Annotated in this window: 19 protein-coding genes; 13 read left to right on the plus strand and 6 right to left on the minus strand. The window is 73.1% G+C overall.

What is annotated here, in order from left to right; genetic code table 11:
- The first annotated feature begins 192 nt into the window (after positions 1-192).
- The 5 genes from rimO to OG599_RS25700 all read left to right on the plus strand — a co-directional run bounded on the left by rimO (position 193) and on the right by OG599_RS25700 (position 4369).
- Complete coding sequence (rimO, locus tag OG599_RS25680; protein ID WP_327178317.1) at positions 193-1674, plus strand: 30S ribosomal protein S12 methylthiotransferase RimO; 1482 nt, start codon at positions 193-195, stop codon at positions 1672-1674.
- On the plus strand, positions 1671-2534 hold the full coding sequence (gene pgsA / locus OG599_RS25685) for a CDP-diacylglycerol--glycerol-3-phosphate 3-phosphatidyltransferase (RefSeq protein ID WP_327178318.1): 864 nt from the start codon (positions 1671-1673) through the stop codon (positions 2532-2534). Before rimO ends, pgsA begins: the two co-directional genes overlap by 4 nt.
- The gene (locus OG599_RS25690; protein WP_327178319.1) at positions 2531-3040 is read left to right on the plus strand and encodes a CinA family protein; all 510 of its coding nucleotides are present in this window, start codon (positions 2531-2533) and stop codon (positions 3038-3040) included. The genes pgsA and OG599_RS25690 overlap by 4 nt, the downstream gene beginning before the upstream one ends.
- Positions 3041-3149: 109 nt before the next feature.
- Positions 3150-3533 carry a helix-turn-helix domain-containing protein gene (locus OG599_RS25695; protein ID WP_275491759.1) on the plus strand — a complete coding sequence of 128 codons (384 nt, stop codon included), beginning with the start codon at positions 3150-3152 and terminating at the stop codon, positions 3531-3533.
- 365 nt (positions 3534-3898) lie between these two features.
- A complete protein-coding gene (locus tag OG599_RS25700; protein ID WP_327178320.1) occupies positions 3899-4369 on the plus strand; it encodes a Dps family protein in 471 nt (156 codons plus the stop codon).
- 172 nt (positions 4370-4541) lie between these two features.
- On the opposite strand, the gene OG599_RS25705 is transcribed toward OG599_RS25700, so the two are convergent.
- From OG599_RS25705 to OG599_RS25720, 3 genes are all read right to left on the minus strand, one after another.
- Positions 4542-5303, minus strand: a complete 762-nt coding sequence (locus OG599_RS25705) for a GNAT family N-acetyltransferase (protein WP_327178321.1) — start codon at positions 5301-5303, stop codon at positions 4542-4544.
- Between the two features lie 666 nt (positions 5304-5969).
- Positions 5970-6773 (minus strand): Fpg/Nei family DNA glycosylase, encoded by an 804-nt coding sequence (locus OG599_RS25715; RefSeq protein WP_327178323.1) that lies wholly within the window; start codon positions 6771-6773, stop codon positions 5970-5972.
- A 149-nt stretch (positions 6774-6922) separates the two neighbouring features.
- Positions 6923-11614 carry a DEAD/DEAH box helicase gene (locus tag OG599_RS25720; protein WP_327178324.1) on the minus strand — a complete coding sequence of 1564 codons (4692 nt, stop codon included), beginning with the start codon at positions 11612-11614 and terminating at the stop codon, positions 6923-6925.
- A gap of 68 nt (positions 11615-11682) precedes the next feature.
- Here OG599_RS25720 and OG599_RS25725 point away from each other — a divergent pair, with 68 nt between their 5' ends.
- The 3 genes from OG599_RS25725 to OG599_RS25735 are packed head-to-tail and all read left to right on the plus strand — an operon-like array spanning position 11683 to position 13707.
- On the plus strand, positions 11683-12558 hold the full coding sequence (locus OG599_RS25725) for an AraC family transcriptional regulator (protein ID WP_327178325.1): 876 nt from the start codon (positions 11683-11685) through the stop codon (positions 12556-12558).
- Positions 12559-12568: 10 nt separating this feature from the next.
- Entirely contained in the window at positions 12569-13405 is an 837-nt protein-coding gene (locus OG599_RS25730) for an AzlC family ABC transporter permease (protein ID WP_442809545.1), read from the plus strand.
- Positions 13402-13707, plus strand: a complete 306-nt coding sequence (locus tag OG599_RS25735; RefSeq protein WP_327178326.1) for an AzlD domain-containing protein — start codon at positions 13402-13404, stop codon at positions 13705-13707. Before OG599_RS25730 ends, OG599_RS25735 begins: the two co-directional genes overlap by 4 nt.
- 85 nt (positions 13708-13792) lie before the next feature.
- On the opposite strand, the gene OG599_RS25740 is transcribed toward OG599_RS25735, so the two are convergent.
- Positions 13793-14707 (minus strand): hypothetical protein, encoded by a 915-nt coding sequence (locus tag OG599_RS25740; RefSeq protein ID WP_327178327.1) that lies wholly within the window; start codon positions 14705-14707, stop codon positions 13793-13795.
- Between the two features lie 77 nt (positions 14708-14784).
- Between OG599_RS25740 and OG599_RS25745 the strand changes: the two genes are divergently transcribed.
- Positions 14785-14979: a DUF3046 domain-containing protein gene (locus OG599_RS25745; RefSeq protein WP_327178328.1), complete on the plus strand. Its 195-nt coding sequence runs from the start codon at positions 14785-14787 to the stop codon at positions 14977-14979.
- Between the two features lie 207 nt (positions 14980-15186).
- A complete protein-coding gene (locus OG599_RS25750; protein WP_327180190.1) occupies positions 15187-16440 on the plus strand; it encodes an AI-2E family transporter in 1254 nt (417 codons plus the stop codon).
- Positions 16441-16544: 104 nt separating this feature from the next.
- Here OG599_RS25750 and OG599_RS25755 read toward each other — a convergent pair whose 3' ends face one another.
- The gene (locus OG599_RS25755; RefSeq protein ID WP_327178329.1) at positions 16545-17222 is read right to left on the minus strand and encodes a DUF4232 domain-containing protein; all 678 of its coding nucleotides are present in this window, start codon (positions 17220-17222) and stop codon (positions 16545-16547) included.
- A 175-nt stretch (positions 17223-17397) separates the two neighbouring features.
- Entirely contained in the window at positions 17398-18651 is a 1254-nt protein-coding gene (locus OG599_RS25760; RefSeq protein WP_327178330.1) for an FAD-dependent monooxygenase, read from the minus strand.
- A gap of 79 nt (positions 18652-18730) precedes the next feature.
- On the opposite strand from OG599_RS25760, the gene OG599_RS25765 reads away from it, so the two are divergent.
- From OG599_RS25765 to recX, 3 genes are all read left to right on the plus strand, one after another.
- Complete coding sequence (locus OG599_RS25765) at positions 18731-19291, plus strand: TetR family transcriptional regulator (protein ID WP_327180191.1); 561 nt, start codon at positions 18731-18733, stop codon at positions 19289-19291.
- Between the two features lie 358 nt (positions 19292-19649).
- A complete protein-coding gene (gene recA, locus OG599_RS25770; RefSeq protein WP_327178331.1) occupies positions 19650-20789 on the plus strand; it encodes a recombinase RecA in 1140 nt (379 codons plus the stop codon).
- A 4-nt stretch (positions 20790-20793) separates the two neighbouring features.
- Positions 20794-21543, plus strand: a complete 750-nt coding sequence (gene recX, locus OG599_RS25775; RefSeq protein ID WP_327178332.1) for a recombination regulator RecX — start codon at positions 20794-20796, stop codon at positions 21541-21543.
- Positions 21544-21584: the final 41 nt, after the last annotated feature.

Consider the following 21584-nt stretch of genomic DNA (forward strand, 5'->3'; position numbering starts at 1 on the left):
CGCCTCCCGTACGACTCTCCCGCACGACCCCAGCCGTCAACGACGAGCGCCCGGCCCATCGGCCGGGCGCTCGTCGCGTTCCGTGCGTGCCGCCACCCGGCATTCGTCGCGTTTCCGGGTGGCGAAGTGACTTTGGGTAGCGGGGAACCCTGCGCGGCGGGACGCCCGCCGCGACAAAGTAGTCTTGATTCCATGCCCGAACGCCGTACCGTCGCCCTCGTCACTCTTGGCTGCGCCCGTAACGAGGTGGACTCGGAGGAGCTTGCAGGCCGCTTGGCAGCGGACGGCTGGGAGCTCGTCGAGGACGCCTCCGACGCGGATGTCGCCGTCGTCAACACCTGCGGCTTCGTCGAAGCCGCCAAGAAGGACTCCGTCGATGCCCTCCTCGAAGCCAACGATCTGAAGGATCACGGCAGAACCCAGGCCGTCGTCGCGGTCGGCTGTATGGCCGAGCGCTACGGCAAGGACCTCGCCGAGGCCCTGCCGGAGGCGGACGGAGTCCTCGGATTCGACGACTACGCCGACATCTCCGACCGGCTCCAGACCATCCTCAACGGTGGTATCCACGCCTCGCACACCCCGCGCGACCGGCGCAAGCTCCTCCCGATCAGCCCCGCCGAACGGCAGGACGCCTCGGTGGCCCTGCCCGGGCACGCGCAGGAGATCGCTCCGGCCCCCGCCGACCTCCCGGAAGGCGTCGCTCCGGTCTCCGGGCCGCGCGCCCCGCTCCGTCGCCGCCTCGGCACCAGCCCCGTCGCCTCGGTGAAGCTGGCCTCCGGCTGCGACCGCCGGTGCTCCTTCTGCGCCATCCCGTCCTTCCGCGGCTCCTTCATCTCCCGCCGCCCCTCCGACGTGCTGGGCGAGACCCGCTGGCTGGCCGAGCAGGGCGTCAAGGAGGTCATGCTGGTCTCCGAGAACAACACCTCGTACGGCAAGGACCTCGGCGACATCCGGCTGCTGGAGACCCTGCTGCCCGAGCTCGCCGACGTCGACGGCATCGAGCGCATCCGGGTCAGCTACCTCCAGCCCGCCGAGATGCGCCCCGGCCTGATCGACGTCCTGACCTCCACGCCGAAGGTCGCCCCGTACTTCGACCTGTCCTTCCAGCACTCCGCCCCCGGCGTGCTGCGCGCCATGCGCCGCTTCGGCGACACGGACCGCTTCCTGGAGCTCCTGGACACCATCCGCTCCAAGGCCCCGCAGGCCGGCGCCCGGTCCAACTTCATCGTCGGCTTCCCCGGCGAGACGGAGGCCGACCTCGCCGAGCTGGAGCGTTTCCTCACCGGCGCCCGGCTCGACGCCATCGGCGTCTTCGGGTACTCCGACGAGGAGGGCACCGAAGCGGTCGGCTACGAGAACAAGCTGGACGCGGACACCATCGCCGAACGCCTCGCCCACATCTCCCAGCTCGCCGAGGAGCTCACCTCCCAGCGCGCCGAGGAGCGGGTCGGCGAGACGCTGCAGGTGCTCGTCGAGTCCGTGGAGTCCGAGGAGGACGGGCCGGTCGCCATCGGCCGCGCCGCCCACCAGGCACCCGAAACGGACGGCCAGGTGGTCTTCACCACACGCGAAGGGCTCGTCCCCGGCCTTATGGTCGAGGCGAAGGCAGTGGGCACCGAGGGAGTCGACCTGGTGGCCGAACCCCTCACAACACTCTCGGAGGCGGCCAGATGACGGGAGCCCCGGCATCCGCGACAGGCGGTTCCGGCGCGACGCCGGTCCGCGGCGGCAAGCTGGGCACCGCGGCCGTGAACCAGGCCAGCCTGTGGAACATCGCCAACATCCTCACCATGATCCGGCTGCTGCTCGTGCCCGGCTTCGTGATGCTGCTGCTGGCCGACGGCGGGTACGACCCCGCCTGGCGGTCCTTCGCGTGGGCGGCCTTCGCCATCGCGATGATCACGGACCTGTTCGACGGCCACCTCGCGCGGACGTACAACCTGGTCACCGACTTCGGGAAGATCGCCGACCCCATCGCCGACAAGGCGATCATGGGGGCGGCGCTGATCTGCCTGTCGTGGCTGGGCGACCTGCCGTGGTGGATCACCGGAGTGATCCTCTTCCGTGAGCTGGGCATCACGCTCATGCGGTTCTGGGTGATCCGGCACGCGGTGATCCCGGCCAGCCGGGGCGGCAAGATGAAGACGCTGGCCCAGGGAACGGCCGTCGGGATGTACGTCCTGGCGCTCACCGGGCCCCTGGCCACCTTCCGCTTCTGGGTGATGATGGTCGCCGTCGTGCTGACGGTGGTCACCGGACTCGACTACGTACGCCAGGCCGTCCTGGCGCGCCGCAAGGGACTCGCCGCCGAGCGCGTCGCGGCCCTGGAGGCGGTCACCCTGGCGATGGACCCGGTCGCGGAGGCCGGGCCGGCCGCTCCGGCGGCTGCAACCCCCTCGGTCGCTCCGGCGGCCGCGCCTGCGGTCTCTCCGGCGGCCGCCGCCGGGAGCGCGGGCGTCGACGCGGCGGCGGTGTCCGGCGGCGAGACGCTCCCCGGAGCCGTGGTGGGCGACCCCGCCGAGGCCGAGAGGTGACCCTCGCGGCCCGAGTGCTGCGGCAGCTCGCGGAGCGCGGGGAGACCCTCGCCGTGGCCGAGTCGCTGACCGGTGGCCTGGTCGCGGCCGCCCTCACTTCCGTACCGGGCGCCTCGCGCTCCTTCCGCGGGTCCGTGACGGCCTACGCGACGGCCCTGAAGCACGAGCTGCTGGGGGTCGACCGGGCGCTCCTCGCGGAGCGCGGGGCGGTGGACGCCGAGGTCGCGCGCGGTATGGCCGCCGGCGTGCGCCGGGCGCTCGGCGCCGACTGGGGGATCTCGACGACCGGGGTCGCCGGCCCCGAACCGCAGGACGGTCAACCGGTGGGAACCGTCTACGTCGCGGTTGCGGGACCCGGTGGGCTCGGTAAAGTCACCGCACTGCGGTTGAACGGCGAGCGGACGGACATCCGTAGAGAGAGCGTGCTCGGCGTCCTTGAGCTGCTCTCCGGCGAACTCGCAGAAAATGCGGGGGCACAGGATACGGAACAGAACGGGGGGAATTGATGTTTGCAGCCCTGAGAGAACACGACATCGCTCCCCGCACGGCCGCAGCGCTAAGCGGTACGGTGGGGCGTGAAGGATGCGGCTACGCGGTCCGAGGAGGGAGCCACCGATGATTCTGCTCCGTCGCCTGCTGGGTGACGTGCTGCGTCGGCAGCGCCAGCGCCAAGGCCGTACTCTGCGCGAAGTCTCCTCGTCCGCCCGGGTCTCGCTCGGCTATCTCTCCGAGGTGGAGCGGGGGCAGAAGGAGGCATCCTCCGAGCTGCTCTCCGCGATTTGCGACGCGCTTGACGTACGGATGTCCGAGCTCATGCGTGAAGTGAGCGATGAGCTGTCACTCGCCGAACTCGCCGAGTCGGCAGCAGCCAGTGATCCGGTCCATGTGCCGGTGCGCCCCATGCTCAACTCCGTCTCCGTGGCATCGGTGGCGGGTGTACCGGCGGGACGGGTGACGATCAAGGCGCCCGCGGAAGCGGTGGATGTCGTCGCCGCCTGACCCGCACGGTTCGGTGTGACAGTGAACCCCGGTCGGCCCTTTCGAGGGCGGGCCGGGGTTCTGTCGTGCGCGACGGTGTGCGGGCTGCGGGCTGCGGGCTGTGGGCTGCGGGTGTACGAGGTGGGCGTGCGCGGGTGTGGGCTGCGGGTGTACGAGGTGGGCGTGCGCGGGTGTGGGCTGCGGGGGTGTGCGGGGCGGTTCGCGGGGCACACGGAGAGCGAGGCTGTGAATGGTCGCTTTGTCAGCTTCTGTGCCATCGTGGATGGCGTGCTGACTGCGGCTGACGAACCAGCCGACGAAACCGTCGGCGCGACGGGACGGGGCCTTCGACGCCCGGTCCACCGCCGACAGAACGGAGAGAGTGCATGTCTGTCGTGAAGAGCCCGCTTTCCGATTCCGACCTCAAGACGGTGGGCGAGGCGCTCCAAGGCGCGCTGGTCGACCTGGTCGACCTCTCGCTGGCCGCGAAGCAGGTCCACTGGAACGTCGTCGGCCCGCGCTTCCGCTCCGTGCACCTTCAGCTCGACGAGGTCGTGGACACCGCGCGCCAGCACTCCGACACGGTGGCCGAGCGTGCCTCCGCCATCGGCGTCAACCCGGACGGACGGTCCGCGACCATCGCCCGGACGACCGCCATCAACGTCGTGCCGGACGGCTGGATCAAGGACGTCGACGCGGTGAAGGTCCTGGTGGACGCGTTGGAGATCGTGATCGGCCGGATGCGGGAGCGCATCGAGGCCACCGCCGACCCCGACCCGGTGAGCCAGGACACCCTGATCGCCGTGGCCGCCGACCTCGAGAAGCACGCGTGGATGTTCCAGGCGGAGAGCGCCTGAGCCGGCCGGGGGCGACCGGGACCCGCCCGGACGGTCCCCGACCCGCCGAAAAGCGGTCATCGAGGCCGCCGAACGAGAACTGCCCCGTCGCCGGGTGATCCGGTGACGGGGCGGTTCTGTGTGCGGGATCGGGCGTCCGCGCTTCGACTGCGCGCGGCGTTCGTCCTCGCCGTCATCCCCGGAGGAAGGAGTGGCTGCGGCCGATCCCGGTGAACCCGCGGCGGGCGTACCAGCCGCGCGGCCAGTCTTTCTCGTCCGCGACGAGGAAGAGTCGGGGGATACCGGCGGTGGCGGCCAACGCCAGGCCGGTGGCGAGCAGAGTGTCGCCGTGGCCCCGGCCGCGATGCGGCTCGGCGGTGACCAGGTCCTCCAGCTGGGCCAGCCCGGCGGTCCGGTCGAGATACAGATCCGTCCAGGCCGCGACCTCCCCCTCCGGTGTCCGGGCGGCGAGGAAGAGCACCTCCGCCGCCCCGCGCAGCCGGGCGGCGCGGCGGTCGGTGAGCTGCCGGGCGAGTTCCTCGTCCTGGAACCAGAGCAACTGCTGGCGGAGGACCGCGTCCCGCAACCCGGCCAGTGCGACCGGGTGCGCGGCGGTGTCGGGCAGCGCGCACCCGGCCGTCTCCCGTGCCAGCACCACGTGGGTGTCCCGGTGGTACCCGGCCGCCGCCAGCGCCGGGGTGGCCCGCTCGCCGAGCGCGTCGTCCAGCACGGTGATCCGGTACTGCTCACGCGGCCCGAGGCTCTGCTCTGCCTGCTCGGGCAGCGCCACCGGATCGGCGTCCGGTGCGTCGACGATCAGTTGGTTGTGCTCCTGGGAGAGGGGGAATAACGGGTCGCGGACGGCGAAGGCGCCGGTCAGCCGGACGGTTTCGGCGGCCTGGCGCCGGGCGAAGTCGGCGCGGAAGGCGGTCACGCGCTCAAGCGGGTGCGGCATCCCGCCATGATCGGACCGTCCCCTGCCGGTGGGCCACGGCTTTTCGAAGCGACGCTGCCTCCCGGGGCGGGGGCGCGGGGTGCGGACCGCGCCGGGGTGCGGCCCGGCCCGGCTCTGGATGCAGCGCGGCGCGTCCCGGGGCAGACTGCCGGACAGAGGCCCGACCGGCGGGCCGGTCCTGGCGTTCGGCTCGTTCCGGGTCACGGCCGGGGTGGTCGGCCGGAGGAGGCCGCAGTGATACGGATTCGGGTGCGGCCGGTCCTGAGGTGCGCGGGGCTCCTGATATGCGGCGGGCTGTGGTGGTGGGCGGTGCTGCGGCTCGTCCTCGCCCCGGGGCAGGCCGGAACGCTGGAGGGCGCGGTGGCGGCGGGCGGCTGGGGGCTGAGCCTGCTGCCGGTCCACGTGGCGGCGGCCGGGACGAGCGGCCGCGCTCCTCGGTACGGCGGCTCCATATCCGGCCGGCCGTTCCTCCGGTACGCGCGCCGATGGTGGAGGGAGAGGCGTGGCGTACGGGGCGGGGGACGGCCGGGCAAAGGGGGGTGGGGGAGGCGGCCCGACCGGTGAGATCCGGTGAGATCCGGTGAGCGGGCGTCGGCGGGCGGGAGTTCGACAGGCGGGGCCAGGCCAGTGGCCTTCGGCCCATGGGCCTCGACCGGCCGGAGGCGGTCAGTGCGGGGTGGGGCCCGACTGGCAGTGGGGACACCAGTACGTGGGGCGGTCGTCCTGGTCCGCCTTGCGGACGGGGGTGCGGCAGCGGAGACAAGGGCGACCCGCGCGCCCGTAGACGTACACCGGTTCACGCGTGCGGCTGAGGGCCGCGATCCGGCCGGTGGTGGTGCGGGTCGGGCGGTCGCGGTTCGCGTCCAGCAACCGTGCGGCGGCGCCCACCAGGCGGGGAAGCAGGGGCCCGGGGAGTTCGCCCACCGGGAGCCAGGGGGTGACGCGCGCGAGGAAGCAGAGCTCGCACTTGTAGACGTTGCCGATCCCGGCCAGATTGCGCTGGTCGAGCAGCGCCTCGCCGAGCGGCCGGCCGGGGACGGTGAGCAGGTTCTCCACGGCCCTGTCCGCGTCCCAGTCGGGCCCCAGCAGGTCCGGGCCCAGATGCCCGACCACCCGGTCCTCGTCGTCGGTGTGCAGGAGCTCCAGCACCGGGAGGCGGTAGCCGACCGCGGTGTGCTCGGTGTTGCCGAGGACGGCCCGGATCTCGTACGCCGGACCGCCGCGCCACCGCTGTCCGGGGGCGAAGATCCGCCAGGCGCCGTCCATCCGCAGATGGCTGTGGAGCGTGAGGCCGCCCTCCAGCCGGGTGAGGAGGTGCTTGCCCCTCGGGGTGACGTCGAGGACGGTGCGGCCGGTCAGATCGGAGGTGGCGAACCGGGGCACCCGCAGATCGGCGTGGGTGAGCACCCTCCCGGCGAGAGCGGCGTGCAGATGCTTCGCCGTCCGCGCGACGGTGTCTCCTTCGGGCATGTCTCCATCATGCGGCAGCGGCGCCGCAGGGGCGGGGGCGGGCGGGTGTCGGCGGGGCGGGGGCTCGGCGGTGTCCGGCGGACCAGAGGCCGCACACCACCGGGGCTGCGTATCCGGGCTGTGTCCGCGACGCCACCGCTCGTCTCCGCTCAGGCGCGCAGTCGCATCCCCTTGGGGGTGGCCAGGAAGCCCGCCGCCTCCAGCACCCGGCCCACCGGCGAGGTCAGCGAGGAGACGCCGTTGGTGCGCTCCACCGTGACCGTGCCGAGGGACCCCGCCTTCGCCGCCGCCGCGAGCGCCTCGGCGGCCGCGCGCAGCGCGGGGTCCTCGGGGTCGGAGGGCCAGGCCAGCAGGGACTTGCCGCCGCGCTCCATGTACAGCGTCAGCTCCCCGTCGACCAGCACCACCAGGGCGCCCGCCTTGCGGCCCGGCTTGTGACCGGCGCCGTCCGGGGACTCGGGCCAGGGCAGCGCCGCGCCGTAGGCGTTGGCCGGGTCGGCCGCCGCCAGCACCACGGCGCGCGGCACGCTCCCCGGGTCCCGGCGGTCCCGGGCGGTCGACGCCGCCCGCAGCCGGTCCACGGCACCGTCCATCGCGAACTGCGCGGCCCCGAGCCCCTCGACGACGTACCCGCGCCGCGCCTGCCCGTTGTCCTCGAAGGCGGCGAGGATGCGGTACGTCGCCGAGAAACCACCCTCCACGCCTTCCGCCTGCACCGCGCCCCGGGTGACCACGCCGTGCCGGTCCAGCAGGGTGCGTGCCAGCGCGTGGGCGCGGTGGGTGGGCTCGGGTTCGCTCGCCGGCAACAGCGCCCACCGGCCGGAGACCGTCGGCGGACCCGTCCGGGAGGCCGGGCGGGCGGAGGCGGTGAGCGAGCCGTACCGGCCGCGCGGCACCGACCGCCTGGCCCGGTGCGCGGTCGCACCCGCCGTGCGACCCGACCCGAGGAGCGAGCGCAGCGGCGCCAGCGTGTCATTGGTGAGCCGCCCCGACCAGGCGAGGTCCCAGAGCGCGTCCGCCAGCTGCGCGTCCGAGGCGGACGGGTGCGTGGTGGCGCGGACCTGATCGGCGATCTGCCGGAAGAAGAGGCCGTAGCCGCCCCGGAGCGCGGTCAGGACCGACTCGTGGAGCGCGGTCAGCTCCAGCGGATGGGGCGGCGGCAGCAGCAGCGGGGCGTTGTCCGCCGGGTAGAGCGCGAGCCAGCCGTCCTTGCCGGGGAGGGCGCCCGCCCCGGCCCAGACGACCTCGCCGGTCGTGGTCAGCTCGTCCAGCAGCGCGGGGGTGTAACCGGCGACCCGGCTCGGCAGGATCAGCCGCTCCAGCGCGGAGGCCGGCACCGGCGCGCCCTGCAACTGCTCGACGGCCCGGGCCAGCCCGTCGATGCCCCGCAGCCCGTGGCCGTCCAGGTGCTGCCACTGGGGCAGGAACGTCGCCAGCGCGGCGGGCGGCACCGGCTCCAGCTCATGGCGGAGCGCCGCCAGCGAGCGGCGGCGCAGCCGGCGCAGCACGGTGGCGTCGCACCACTCCTGTCCGATGCCCGCCGGATGGAACTCGCCCAGCACGACCCGCCCCGAAGCGGACAGGCGTTGCAGCGCACCCTCCGTCACCGCCGGACCGAGCCCGAAGCGCTCCGCCGCCCGCGCCGAGGTGAACGGGCCGTGCGTGCGGGCGTACCGGGCGAGGAGGTCCCCCAGCGGGTCCTTCACCGGTTCGGTGAACGCCTCGGGCACCCCGACCGGGAGGGCGGTGCCCAGCGCGTCGCGCAGCCGGCCCGCGTCCTCGACGGCCGCCCAGTGGTCGGCACCCGCGATGCGGACCCGCAGCGCCCGGCGGGCCGTCTCCAGCTCGGGCGCCCAGGACGGCTCCGCGCCACGCTCGGCCAGCTCCGCCGGGGTGAGCGGGCCGAGGACCCGCAGCAGGTCGGCGACGCCCTCGACGTCCTTGACCCGACGTTCCTCGGTCAGCCACTGCAGCTCCCGCTCCAGCTCGGACAGCACGTCGGCGTCGAGCAGCTCGCGCAGCTCCGCCTGGCCGAGCAGCTCCGCCAGCAGGTGCGAGTCGAGCGAGAGGGCGGCGGCGCGCCGCTCGGCGAGCGGCGAGTCGCCCTCGTACAGGAACTGCGCGACGTAACCGAAAAGCAGGGAGCGGGCGAAGGGGGAGGGCTCGGTGGTGGTGACCTCGACGAGCCGGATGCGGCGGGCTTCGAGGTCGCCCATGAGCTCGGTGAGCCCGGGTACGTCGAACACGTCCTGGAGGCATTCGCGCACCGCTTCGAGGACGATCGGGAACGACCCGAACTCGGAGGCCACCTGGAGCAGCTGGGACGCGCGCTGGCGCTGCTGCCACAGCGGGGTGCGCTTGCCGGGGCTGCGCCGGGGCAGCAGCAGCGCCCGCGCCGCGCATTCCCGGAAACGCGAGGCGAACAGGGCCGACCCGCCCACCTGGTCGGTGACGATCTGCTGGACCTCGCCCCGGTCGAAGACGACGTCGGCGGCGCCCACCGGTGCCTGCCCGCTGTCGTAGGCGGCGTCCGGGAGCATCAGGCCCCGGTCGGTGTCCGTATCCGCGCCGCCTCCCGAACCGCCGGACGTGCCGGAACCGCCGGGCGCGTCGAAGTCGAGGAGGTCGAGGCTCATCAGGTCCGCGTCCGGCAGCCGCAGCACGATGCCGTCGTCGGCGTGCATGACCTGGGCATCCATGCCGTACCGCTCGGCCAGGCGGGCGGAGAGGGCGAGCGCCCACGGGGCGTGCACCTGCGCGCCGAACGGGGAGTGCACCACCACCCGCCAGTCGCCCAGCTCGTCCCGGAAGCGTTCGACGAGGATCGTCCGGTCGTCCGGGACATGGCCGCAGGCCCGCCGCTGCTCGTCGAGGTAGGAGAGGATGTTGCCGGCCGCCCAGGCGTCCAGACCCGCGGCGAGCAGCCGGAGCCGGGCGTCCTCCTCGGACAGGCCCCCGATCTCCCGGAGGAACGCGCCCAGCGCGCGGCCCAGCTCCAGCGGGCGCCCCAGCTGGTCGCCCTTCCAGAACGGCAGGCGTCCCGGCACCCCCGGGGCGGGCGAGACCAGCACCCGGTCGCGGGTGATGTCCTCGATCCGCCAGGACGTGGTGCCGAGGGTGAAGACGTCCCCGACCCGGGACTCGTACACCATCTCCTCGTCCAGCTCGCCGACCCGGCCGCCGCCCTTCTTGGGGTCCGACCCGGCGAGGAAGACGCCGAACAGCCCCCGGTCCGGGATCGTGCCGCCGGAGGTGACGGCGAGCCGCTGCGCCCCGGGCCGCCCGGTCACCGTGCCCGCGACCCGGTCCCAGACCACACGCGGGCGCAGCTCCGCGAAGGCGTCCGAAGGGTAGCGGCCCGCCAGCATGTCGAGCACGGCCGTGAACGCCGACTCCGGCAGCGAGGCGAACGGCGCGGCGCGGCGGACGAGGGCCAGCAGGTCGTCCGCCTGCCGGGTGTCCAGCGCCACGATCGCCACCAGCTGCTGCGCCAGCACGTCCAGCGGGTTCGACGGGACGCGCAGCGCCTCGATGGCACCTTCGCGCATCCGCTCGGTGACCACGGCCGCCTGCACGAGGTCGCCCCGGTACTTCGGGAAGACCACGCCCGTCGACACGGCCCCCACCTGGTGGCCGGCCCGGCCCACCCGCTGGAGGCCGGAGGCCACCGAGGGCGGCGACTCGACCTGGATCACCAGGTCGACGGCGCCCATGTCGATGCCGAGCTCCAGGCTGGAGGTGGCCACGACCGCAGGCAGCCGGCCCGCCTTGAGGTCCTCCTCCACCTGGGCCCGCTGCTCCTTGGAGACCGAGCCGTGGTGCGCCCGGGCCAGCAGGGCCGGAGCGCCCTTCGCGCCGCCCGACTGCGCCATGAGCTCGGCGGGGGAGTGGGCCTCCGGCATGGCCTCGCCGGTCGCGCGTTCGTACGCGATCTCGTTGAGCCGGTTGCAGAGCCGCTCGGCGAGGCGCCGGGAGTTGGCGAAGACGATCGTGGAGCGGTGCGCCTGGACGAGGTCGGCGATCCGCTCCTCCACCTGCGGCCAGATCGACGGCTTGTCGCCCTGGCCGGCCCCGCTGTCGGTGGCCGGTGAGCCGCCCAGCTCGCCGAGGTCCTCCACCGGCACGACCACCGAGAGGTCGAACTCCTTGGCCGAGGCGGGCTGCACGATCTCCACCCGGCGCTGCGGCGAGAGGAACCGCGCCACCTCGTCGACCGGCCGGACCGTGGCGGACAGCCCGATCCGGCGGGCGGGACGCGGCAGCAGCTCGTCGAGCCGCTCCAGGCTCAGCGCGAGGTGGGCGCCGCGTTTCGTGCCGGCGACGGCGTGCACCTCGTCCAGGATCACCGTCTCCACCCCGGCGAGGGCGTCCCGCGCCGAGGAGGTCAGCATCAGGAAGAGCGACTCGGGGGTCGTGATCAGGATGTCCGGCGGCTTCGTCACCAGGGTCCGGCGCTCCGCCGGAGGCGTGTCGCCCGACCGGATGCCCACCCGGACCTCCGGCTCCGGGAGCCCCAGCCGCACCGATTCCTGGCGGATGCCGGTCAGTGGCGAGCGGAGGTTGCGCTCCACGTCGACGGCGAGGGCCTTCAGCGGGGAGATGTACAGCACCCGGCAGCGCTTCTTCGCCTCCGCGGGGGGCGGTACGGAGGCCAGCTGGTCGAGGGAGGCGAGGAAGGCCGCCAGGGTCTTGCCGGAGCCGGTCGGTGCCACGACCAGCACGTCCGAGCCCTCCGCGATCGCGGACCAGGCGCCCTCCTGGGCGGCCGTGGGCGCGTGGAAGGCGCCCGTGAACCAGCTGCGGGTCGCGGGCGAGAACGAATCCAGGGCAGAGCCGACCATGCCCACCATCGTGCACCCCGCCACTGACATCGGCCGGTGCACACGGGCGGACCTGCGAGAATGCCGGTATGGCGGCAGGTCCTGAGGGAGATCCGGCGACGAGGGAATGGGCGAGGCACTGGCAGTACGCCGCCCTGCCCGGCCTCGACCTGCTCCGGGCCCACTACGTTCGCCACGCCTTCCCCCGCCACAGCCACGAGGGGTACGTCGTCGCGGCCGTCACCCGGGGCGTGGAGGACGTCGGGCTGCCCCGCGGCACCCTGCACGCGGGTCCCGGCAGCGTCGTGATGATCAACCCCGAGGTGCCGCACACCGCCCGCGCCGGGGCCCCGGAGGGCTGGGCGTACGCCACGCTCTACCCGTCCGCCCGCGCCGTGGACGCGGTGGCGGCCGAGGTCACCAACCTGCGGGGCACGGTCGGCTTCGACACCTCCTGCACGTCCGACCCCGAGGCGGGCCGGCTGATACACGAGGTGCACCGGGCCGCCGAACAGGGCAACGCCCTCGCGGCCGACACCCTGCTGCGGGTCGTGCTCGCCCGCCTGCTCGGCCGGCACGGCGGCCTGCTGTCACCCGCCCCCTCCCTCACCGCCGGTGCCCGCGCGGCGGGCCTCGCCCGGGCCGTACTGGAGGACCGGCTGACGGCGCCGCCCACCCTGGAGGCGCTCGCGGCGGAGGTCGGCGCCACCCCGTTCGCGCTGCTGCGCGCCTTCAAGAAGCGGTACGGAATGCCCCCGCACGCCTGGCTCACCAACGCCCGGGTGCGGCGGGCGCGCGGGCTGCTGGAGGCGGGGGTGCCGCCCGCCGCGGCGGCCGCCGCGGTGGGCTTCACCGACCAGCCCCATCTGAACCGGCACTTCACCCGGATCGTGGGCGTGCCACCCGGCGCCTACCAGCGCGAACGCGCAAGAACGTACAAGACCGGGCCCCGCCCCCGCCCCTAGGGTCGCGGACGTGGCAGAACAGACGACACCCCTCCCCACAGCTCTTCCCGAGCCCCTTCCCCCGCCCCTTTCCACCGTCGGCCCGGACAGCGGAATCGCTCCCTCCGGCACCCCCGACGGCCCCGGTGCGACGAAGACCGACGCGGCCGTCGTCCGGGACGCGCTCGGCGTCGGCGTGGCCGTCGGGCTCTCCGGCTTCGCCTTCGGCGTCACCTCCGCCGGAGCCGGACTCACCCTGCTCCAGACCTGCGCGCTCAGCCTCCTCGTCTTCACCGGCGCCTCGCAGTTCGCCCTGGTCGGAGCCCTCGCGGCGGGCGGCAACCCGTACACCGCGGCGGCCGGGGCCTTCTTCCTCGGCGTACGCAACGCGTTCTACGGGCTCCGCCTCTCCCAGTTGCTCGCCCTGCCCCGCGCCCTGCGCCCGCTCGCCGCGCACTGGGTGATCGACGAGAGCACCGCCGTCACCCTGGCCCAGCCCACCCGCCGGGCCGCCCGCCTCGGGTTCACCGTCACCGGCGCCTCGCTCTACGTGCTCTGGAACCTCACCACGCTCGCGGGGGCGCTCGGCGCCGAGAAGCTCGGCGACACCGACGCCTGGGGGCTGGACGCCGCCGGCCCGGCGGTGTTCCTGGCGCTGCTCGCGCCCATGCTCACCAGCACCACGGAACGGATCACGGCAGCGCTCGCCGTCGTCCTCGCCCTCGGGCTGCTGCCCGTCCTGCCCGCCGGGGTCCCGGTGCTGCTCGCCGGACTCTCCGCCCCGGCCGTGCTTTTCCTCAAGGGACGCGGGGGACGCGGCCCTGCGGACGCGGACGCCGCCACCACTTCTCCGGGAGTCGACCGATGACCGTCTGGATCGCCGTCGTGCTCACCGCGGGCGGCTGCTACCTCGCCAAACTCCTCGGGCTCCTGGTGCCCGCCGGTGTCCTGGAACGGCCACTCGTCCAGCGGCTGGCCGCCCTGCTCCCGGTGGCGTTGCTCGCCGCCCTCACCGCGCAGCAGACGTTCGGCGACGGCGCCCGTCTCGTCCTCGACGCCCGGGGTGCCGGGCTCGCGGCGGCGGCGCTCGCCCTCGTACTGCGCGCGCCGTTCCTGGTCGTCGTGGCCGTCGCCGTCGCCGTCACCGCCGGGGTGCGGGCCCTCGGATAGAACGCGGCGCCGGCTGGGAACAACGTGGCACCGGCGCTCGGGCGGACCCTCGGACCAGACGTGGCGCCACCGGTCGGGCGGGCCGTCACCCCAGTTCACGGCCGTGCGCCCGCAGGATCTGGAGGGCGCGCAGGGTGACGAGCGGGCGCCCCTCCAGAGCCGTACCGGGGGCCCACTGCCGCCAGGTGAGCGGCCAGCCGCCGTCCTCGCGCTGCTCGGACGCGAGATGGTCGAGGGAGTCGGACAGCTCCTCCTCGGTGAACCACCCGCACGCAAGCGAGGCGGGCGTACGGGCGTAGTCGTACGGGAAGTGGTACTCACCCGGCGCGTACCCCGGCGCAAGGGGGTACTCCTCGCGCCGGCGCGGGTCCAGCACCGCGAGGCGCTGGTCACGCACCAGCCGGCCCAGGCGCCGGGCCGCCGCCCGCGCCCGCTCCTGGTCCGGCGCGCCGTCCAGAAAGGCGACCGCCGCCTCGATCTCGTACGGATGCGAGAGCGTCAGCGACTCCACGGCCGACCAGCAGAAGTCCGTCGCTCGGAAGAGCCACGCGTGCCAGACCTGATTGCGGTGGAGCAGGCCTACGACCGGTCCGGTGGTCAGCAGTTCGGCGGGCGGATCGTCGACGATCGGGATGAAGGGCGCGGCGGGGTAGCCGCGCTGGGAGGGACGGAGCGCGGGCAGCGCCCCTTCCTTGGTGGAGACCGCCGTCAGATAGCGGCAGATCCGGTCCACCCGGGGCCCGTGGCAGCGGCCGACGGAGTCCAGGACGCTCAGCGCGTGCGCGGTGTGCAGGGGCTGGCTGACCGGACCGCGCAGATCGGGTTCGAGGGCGTGGCCGTAGCCGCCGTCCGCGTTCAGATAGGCGGCGAGCGCCGTCTCGACCGCGTCCGGGTCTCCGTCGAGAAAGTCGTGGGCGAACCTCCGCTGTTCGAGTACGCGGGCCGTGAGCCAGATGAACTGCTCGGCGCGGGCGAGAGGACGTGCTGCGGTTCCGGGCATGGACCGACCGTAGAGCGGAAAGCACCCCGCGGTGACTCCCGCGTCGGACCGCACCCCGGGAGCGGGATACTGGGGTCATGCGGTTGACGATTTTCTGGGAGCGGATGGCCGACCACTTCGGCGGCGGGTACGCGGACTCCTTCGCGCGTGACCACGTCATGGCGGAGCTCGACGGTCTCACGGTCCATCAGGCGCTCGACGCGGGGTGGGAGACGAAGGACGTCTGGCGTGCCGTCTGCACGGCGATGGACATCCCCGCCGAGCGGCGCTGACCCACCGCGCACCCGGGCTGCCCACTCCGTCAGGTGCCCCCGGCAGCCCGGGGGCCGCAGGCCGGGGGACCGGCGGCCCGGACCGTAGGTGAGACTGGGGGCGTGGCCCCGACAGACGAGACCGTGCAGAACCCGCAGCAGCCCGCCGCGCCTCCCGTCCCTCCCGCCGCGCCACCGGAGCCCCCGGTGGACGGCGGAGCCGCGCGCATGCCCCGGTGGCTCCCGCGCGCCGTGGTCATGGCACTGGCGCTCTACGCCTGCTTCCGGCTCGGAAGCTGGGCGTTCGACCAGCTCATCGGCCTGCTGGTCAACATCCTGATCGCCTTCTTCCTCGCGCTGGCCATAGAGCCGGCGGTCGGCCGCATGGCCGGACGGGGCATGCGGCGCGGTCTGGCGACCTTCCTCGTGTTCATCGTCGTGTTCATCCTGGGCATCGGGTTCGTCTTCCTGCTGGGCTCGATGCTCGCCGGGCAGATCGTGGACATGTTCGACGAGTTCCCGAAGTACCTCGATTCGGTGATCAAGTGGGTCAACCAGACGTTCCACACGGAACTCTCCCGGGTCGAGGTCCAGGACAGCCTGCTGCACTCGGACTGGCTCCAGAAGTACGTGCAGAACAGCGCGACCGGAGTGCTCGACGTCTCCACCACCGTGCTCGGAGGCCTGTTCCGGCTGCTGACGATCTTCCTGTTCTCCTTCTACTTCGCGGCCGACGGGCCCCGGCTGCGCCGCGCGCTCTGCTCCGTACTGCCGCCCTCCCGCCAGGCCGAGGTGCTGCGGGCCTGGGAGATCGCGGTCGACAAGACCGGCGGCTACCTCTACTCGCGCGGTCTCATGGCGCTCATCTCCGGCATCGCGCACTACATCCTGCTCGTCGTGCTCGGCGTGCCCTACGCCCCGGCGCTCGCTGTGTGGGTCGGCCTGGTCTCCCAGTTCATCCCGACCATTGGCACGTACCTCGCGGGCGCCCTGCCGATGCTGATCGCGTTCACCGTCGATCCCTGGTACGCGCTGTGGGTGCTCGGCTTCGTCGTGATCTACCAGCAGTTCGAGAACTACGTGCTTCAGCCCAAGCTGACCTCGAAGACCGTCGACATCCACCCGGCGGTGGCCTTCGGATCGGTGATCGCCGGCACGGCCCTGCTCGGCGCGGTGGGCGCGCTGATCGCCATCCCGGCGGTGGCCACGCTCCAGGCCTTCCTCGGCGCGTACGTCAAGCGGTACGCGGTGACCGAAGATCCCCGGGTGGGCGGCGGCAGCAGCCGACAGCGCGCCGAACCCGTCTGGACACGGGCGCGGCGGCTGGTACAGAGGGCGGGCCGGGCGCCCGGCCCGCACTCCGGCGGCGACCGGCGCGCGAGCGGGGCGCGCGAGGTGACAGGTCCGGACGGTTCCGGCGGATCCGGAGGCACGGGCGACGAGAGCGACGGTACGGGGCACGGGGACCAGGACCGGCGGTAGCCGGCGCACCGTCCGCGTCCTGCCCCACAACCCATAACCCGCAACCGCAACCCGCGACCCGCCGTCCGCGTCCCGCCCCGCAACCCGCCGAGCCCGTTGCCGGATCAGTGCGCGAAGAGCGGCCTCACGGCGCTCTCGGTGTCGTTCTGCCAGTAGGTCACCCGGGCCATCCGGTCCACGTACACCTCTCCCTCCCCGGGAAGCTGGAGGAGCGCGCCCTCGTCCGTGCCCCCGGGGGCGACGGTCCGGCCCGGCGGCCCGAGCACGATCGTCGTCTCGGGGGTGCTGGTCTCCTTGTTGCTCTGGCGGGCGAGCAGGCCGGCGTACGCCTTCTGGCCGGGCTCCAGGGCCACCGGGGTCCGCCGGGCGGAGTCCTTGAGGGCCGGCAGCACGTACCGCGCGTCGCCGAAGGTGATCACCGGATAGTGGTAGAGCGTGCACGGCCGGTCGCCGATGTTGGTGGCGACCAGCAGGAACTTCGCGTCGTCCTCCTGCGGAGACCGGGCGAACTCCATGGTCACGTCGGTGTTCGCGTCGGTGCAGGTGCCGTCGTACGCACTGGGCTCGCCGTCGCCCGGAGCGCTGTCGGGTGTCCCGGAACCGCTCGTCCGGGACGCGGCGGGCGCGGAGGTGCCGGGTCTCGACGGTTTCGACGCCGGGGAGCCGCCCGCCTCCTCGCCGCCCGGCCCGCAGGCCGTCGTGGCCGCCAGCAGCGCCACGGCCGCAAGCCCCAGGGCGCCGAGCTCCCGGGTGCGACGTGCGGTCGTGCGGAAGGTGCGCATCGCGTCCCCCGGGACTCCGGTCGACCGTGCCCGCCGGCCGACGTGTGTTCGCTTGCGCCGATCAGCATGCAGCGCCAGGTGCGCCGAACGCGCGCCCCGGGCGTGATCGTTACGGAGTGGGTACGAGGGAGACGCGAGGCTCGCCCTCCTCGTCTCCGCCGCCCCCGGCCCCCGCCTACCGGGCGGTGCTCAACGGCACCGGGCTCTCCGGGAGCCGCCAGCCGCCGCCGCGGTCCTCCTTCGACCAGCGTGCGACGAACTCGGGGACACGCAGCCTGCAGGCCAGCGCGGTGGCGGCCCGGAAGGCGTCGATCGCCCCCTGGGACATCGGCAGGCCCACGCGCAGGACGCGCGGGTTCACCTCGGCCTGGATCCTGTCGACGAAGGGCCGCAGCACGCTCTCGTAGTTCGCCAGCGCGGTCGGCAGATCGCCCGGGTGCCGGTTGATCTCGCCGGCCAGGACGTACGCGCCGACGAGACCGCCGGAGACGCCCATGCCGCTGTAGGGGGAGGCGCAGTGGGCGGCGTCGCCGACCAGCACCACGTTCCCCTTCGACCAGGTGCCGGTGCGTACCTGGAGGATCTCCTGGGAGTGGAAGAAGGGGCTCGTCCGCATGCCGTCGACGAAGCGCTCGGTCTGCCAGCCGGCGTCGCGGAACCTGCCGGCCCAGAACTCCTGCTGACGTCCGACGGGCTCCCGGTGGATCGCCGAGGCTTCCTCGGACTCCTCCCGCAGTGCGAAGTACACCTGCGTCTCGGTCGCGTTGTGACTGCGGCGCATGATCTGGCGACCGCCCGGGACCATGAAGGTGTCCCGGATGTCGCGGTCGGAAGCGATGCGCGGGACGAACCAGTACGCCATGTGGATGCCGACCCGCCAGTACGGGTCGAAGCCGTCCGGGAGGATCGCCCGCCGGATGCGCGAACCCTGCCCGTCCGCGCCGACCAGGAGGTCGAACTCCCGGGACGATCCGTCGGAGAAACGCGCGACGACCTTCTGCTCGTCCTGGTCGAAACCGTCGACGCTCAGGCCGAAGACGTACTCCGCGTCCTTCTTCGTCGCGTCGAAGAGGACGCGGACCAGGTCGCCGCGCATGATCTCGTACTCGGACGTCAGGGTCTGCCGGCCCCGGCCGGAGGTGTTGGCCATGATCGTCGCCCTGGCCCGGCCCCGGGCATCCACGAAGGCGACACCCGGCTCGTCCACGAGCTTGTCGCGGACCGCGTCCAGGAGCCCCATGCGCTCGACCGCCTCGATGCCCTGGCCGCGGAGGTCCACCTGGGCTCCGGTGGCCCGCAGCGCGGGGAAGCGTTCCGCGACGGTCACCCGGTGACCGCCGCGGACGAGCCAGTGGGCCATTGCCTGGCCCGCGATCCCGCCGCCGACGACGAGGACCCGCAGGGGACGTGCTCCCGATGCCCGTGTCATGGCCGTCACTCCAGAATCTATCGGTGAATGGTTTTTCGTCAGAGTCATCTATCGGCGATAGATTGTCAACGTGACCAAGATGAACCGTGAGACCGTCGTCGCCGAGGCGCTCGGCCTCCTCGACGAAGTGGGGCTGGACGCCGTCAGCACCAGGCGGCTGGCGAAACGACTCGGGGTCGAGCAGCCCTCCCTCTACTGGCACTTCCGCACCAAGAGGGAGCTCCTCGACGCCATGGCGACGGCCGCCATGGAGCCCCACACGACGGCGCCGCTGCCAGGGGCCGGTGACGACTGGCGGGCCTGGTTCCTCGACAACACGCGAGGATTCCGGCGCACCCTGCTGCTGCGCCGCGACGGTGCACGGCTGCACGCCGGCAGTACTCCCACCGGGGATATCGACCGGATCCGCGTCAAAATGGACTTCCTCACCACCTCGGGCGTCCCCGAGCGGGACGCGCAGACGGCGATGCTGGCCGCCGGTCGTTTCACGGTCGGCAGCGTCCTGGAGGAGCAGGCCGACAGCGTGCCCGGCGGCAGCGCGGACCTCCCGGCCGGTGTGCCCGTGATCGGCCACGAGTCGGCGTTCGAGGCCGGACTCGCCCTCATCCTCGACGGCCTGGCGCGCCGGGTGGAGGTGTAGGGCAGAGTCGGATGCGATGTCGGATGCGATACCGGACGGTGCGGCCTCGTGGCATGACTTCGGTCACGGTCCCCGACGGCCGGGCGGCGCCGAGACGTGCCCCGCGTGGCGGTGGCGGGCGGCGGGGTTCCGGGCGGCGCGTCGTGGTGCGGGGCGGCCCCGGACGGGTCGCGGCGGGCGGCGTGGTGCGCTTGACACCAAAATCGAACATCCATTCTCATGGCATCCGAGGCCCGGGTTTCCCGGGCTCGGCCGTGGAGTTTTCCACAGGCCGGGAGGACGTCGAGGCCCATTGTCAGTGGCAGGGGTTAGCGTCTTTGACGTGAAGCGATCGACTCAAGCAAATCGGGTGGAACCCATGGCAGGCAACGACCGCGAGAAGGCGCTGGACGCCGCTCTCGCACAGATTGAGCGCCAATTCGGCAAGGGCGCGGTCATGCGCCTCGGCGAGCGGCCGAACGAACCCATCGAGGTGATCCCCACGGGATCCACCGCGCTCGACGTCGCCCTCGGCGTCGGCGGTCTGCCGCGTGGCCGCGTGGTGGAGGTGTACGGCCCGGAGTCCTCCGGCAAGACGACCCTGACCCTGCACGCCGTGGCCAACGCGCAGCGGCTCGGCGGCCAGGTGGCGTTCATCGACGCCGAGCACGCGCTCGACCCGGAGTACGCCAAGAAGCTCGGCGTCGACATCGACAACCTGATCCTCTCCCAGCCGGACAACGGCGAGCAGGCTCTGGAGATCGTGGACATGCTGGTCCGCTCCGGCGCGCTCGACCTGATCGTCATCGACTCCGTGGCGGCCCTGGTGCCCCGTGCGGAGATCGAGGGCGAGATGGGTGACTCCCACGTGGGTCTCCAGGCCCGTCTGATGAGCCAGGCGCTCCGCAAGATCACCAGCGCGCTCAACCAGTCCAAGACGACCGCGATCTTCATCAACCAGCTCCGCGAGAAGATCGGCGTCATGTTCGGCTCCCCGGAGACCACGACCGGTGGCCGCGCGCTGAAGTTCTACGCCTCGGTCCGTCTCGACATCCGCCGCATCGAGACGCTGAAGGACGGCACCGACGCGGTCGGCAACCGTACCCGTGTCAAGGTCGTCAAGAACAAGGTCGCGCCGCCGTTCAAGCAGGCCGAGTTCGACATCCTCTACGGCCAGGGCATCAGCCGCGAGGGCGGTCTGATCGACATGGGCGTGGAGCACGGCTTCGTCCGCAAGGCCGGCGCCTGGTACACGTACGAGGGCGACCAGCTCGGCCAGGGCAAGGAGAACGCCCGGAACTTCCTCAAGGACAACCCCGACCTCGCCAACGAGATCGAGAAGAAGATCCTGGAGAAGCTCGGCGTCGGTGTCCGCCCGGAGAGCGACGCTCCGGCGGCCGGTACGGACGCGGCGGACGCCACGACCGCAGGAGCGGCCGACAGCACCGCGAAGCCGGCGACCACGGCTGCGGCGGCCAAGGCCAAGGCCACCAAGACCGCTGCGGCGGCCAAGAGCTAGTCCCGTGACACGGCGTACGGAGTGGTCGGAGCCGGCCACCGGATTCGGTGCGGAGCCCCACCCGCGGCATGCGGGCGGACCGGGGGCGGGTCCGGAGTCGGACACCGAGGCGGAGTTTCGTTCCGGAGCCCGTCGGGGGGCGGGCCCGGGGACGGGATTCGGCGGCGGTGCGGGATTCGGCGAAGGCGGGAGCCGTCGCTCCCGTTCCAGAAGCAGCGGCTCCCCTTCCTCGTCGAGGGCCGAGACGGGGGAGCCGCGAGACCCGGTGGAGCAGGCGCGCAACATCTGCCTGCGCCTGCTCACCGGGATCCCACGCACCCGCAAGCAGCTCGCGGACGCGCTGCGCAAGCGGGAGATTCCCGACGAGGCGGCTGAGGAAGTGCTGTCGCGCTTCGAGGACGTGGGGCTGATCGACGACGCGGCGTTCGCGGACTCCTGGGTGGAGTCCAGGCACCACGGCCGAGGCCTGGCACGCCGGGCACTCGCCCGTGAACTCCGCACGAAGGGCGTCGATTCGGCGGTGATCGACGAGGCGGTCGGGCAGCTCGACGCCGAGCAGGAGGAGGAGACGGCCCGCGAACTGGTCGCGCGCAAGCTCCGGTCCACACGAGGGCTCGACCGGGACAAGCGGCTGCGCCGTCTCGCGGGCATGCTCGCCCGCAAGGGGTACGGAGAAGGCATGGCACTCCGCGTGGTGCGCCAGGCGCTGGAGGCCGAGGGGGAGGACACGGAGGGTCTGGACGAGCCGTTCTGACGTGCGCCGAGCAGGCTTGGCCCTTGTTGATGCACGCGGTG

Source organism: Streptomyces sp. NBC_01335, assembly GCF_035953295.1.
GTDB lineage: Bacteria > Actinomycetota > Actinomycetes > Streptomycetales > Streptomycetaceae > Streptomyces.

Excerpts from the sequence above, each read along its gene's own strand:
- OG599_RS25715 (WP_327178323.1), bottom strand. The coding sequence starts at position 6,773 with ATGCCCGAAGGAGACACCGTCGCGCGGACGGCGAAGCATCTGCACGCC.
- OG599_RS25725 (WP_327178325.1), top strand. The coding sequence starts at position 11,683 with ATGGCGGCAGGTCCTGAGGGAGATCCGGCGACGAGGGAATGGGCGAGG.
- OG599_RS25745 (WP_327178328.1), top strand. The coding sequence starts at position 14,785 with ATGCGGTTGACGATTTTCTGGGAGCGGATGGCCGACCACTTCGGCGGC.
- OG599_RS25695 (WP_275491759.1), top strand. The coding sequence starts at position 3,150 with ATGATTCTGCTCCGTCGCCTGCTGGGTGACGTGCTGCGTCGGCAGCGC.
- OG599_RS25700 (WP_327178320.1), top strand. The coding sequence starts at position 3,899 with ATGTCTGTCGTGAAGAGCCCGCTTTCCGATTCCGACCTCAAGACGGTG.
- OG599_RS25705 (WP_327178321.1), bottom strand. The coding sequence starts at position 5,303 with ATGCCGCACCCGCTTGAGCGCGTGACCGCCTTCCGCGCCGACTTCGCC.
- rimO (WP_327178317.1), top strand. The coding sequence starts at position 193 with ATGCCCGAACGCCGTACCGTCGCCCTCGTCACTCTTGGCTGCGCCCGT.
- OG599_RS25755 (WP_327178329.1), bottom strand. The coding sequence starts at position 17,222 with ATGCGCACCTTCCGCACGACCGCACGTCGCACCCGGGAGCTCGGCGCC.
- OG599_RS25750 (WP_327180190.1), top strand. The coding sequence starts at position 15,187 with ATGCCCCGGTGGCTCCCGCGCGCCGTGGTCATGGCACTGGCGCTCTAC.
- OG599_RS25740 (WP_327178327.1), bottom strand. The coding sequence starts at position 14,707 with ATGCCCGGAACCGCAGCACGTCCTCTCGCCCGCGCCGAGCAGTTCATC.
- OG599_RS25720 (WP_327178324.1), bottom strand. The coding sequence starts at position 11,614 with ATGGTCGGCTCTGCCCTGGATTCGTTCTCGCCCGCGACCCGCAGCTGG.
- recA (WP_327178331.1), top strand. The coding sequence starts at position 19,650 with ATGGCAGGCAACGACCGCGAGAAGGCGCTGGACGCCGCTCTCGCACAG.
- OG599_RS25735 (WP_327178326.1), top strand. The coding sequence starts at position 13,402 with ATGACCGTCTGGATCGCCGTCGTGCTCACCGCGGGCGGCTGCTACCTC.
- pgsA (WP_327178318.1), top strand. The coding sequence starts at position 1,671 with ATGACGGGAGCCCCGGCATCCGCGACAGGCGGTTCCGGCGCGACGCCG.
- OG599_RS25760 (WP_327178330.1), bottom strand. The coding sequence starts at position 18,651 with ATGACACGGGCATCGGGAGCACGTCCCCTGCGGGTCCTCGTCGTCGGC.
- OG599_RS25765 (WP_327180191.1), top strand. The coding sequence starts at position 18,731 with ATGAACCGTGAGACCGTCGTCGCCGAGGCGCTCGGCCTCCTCGACGAA.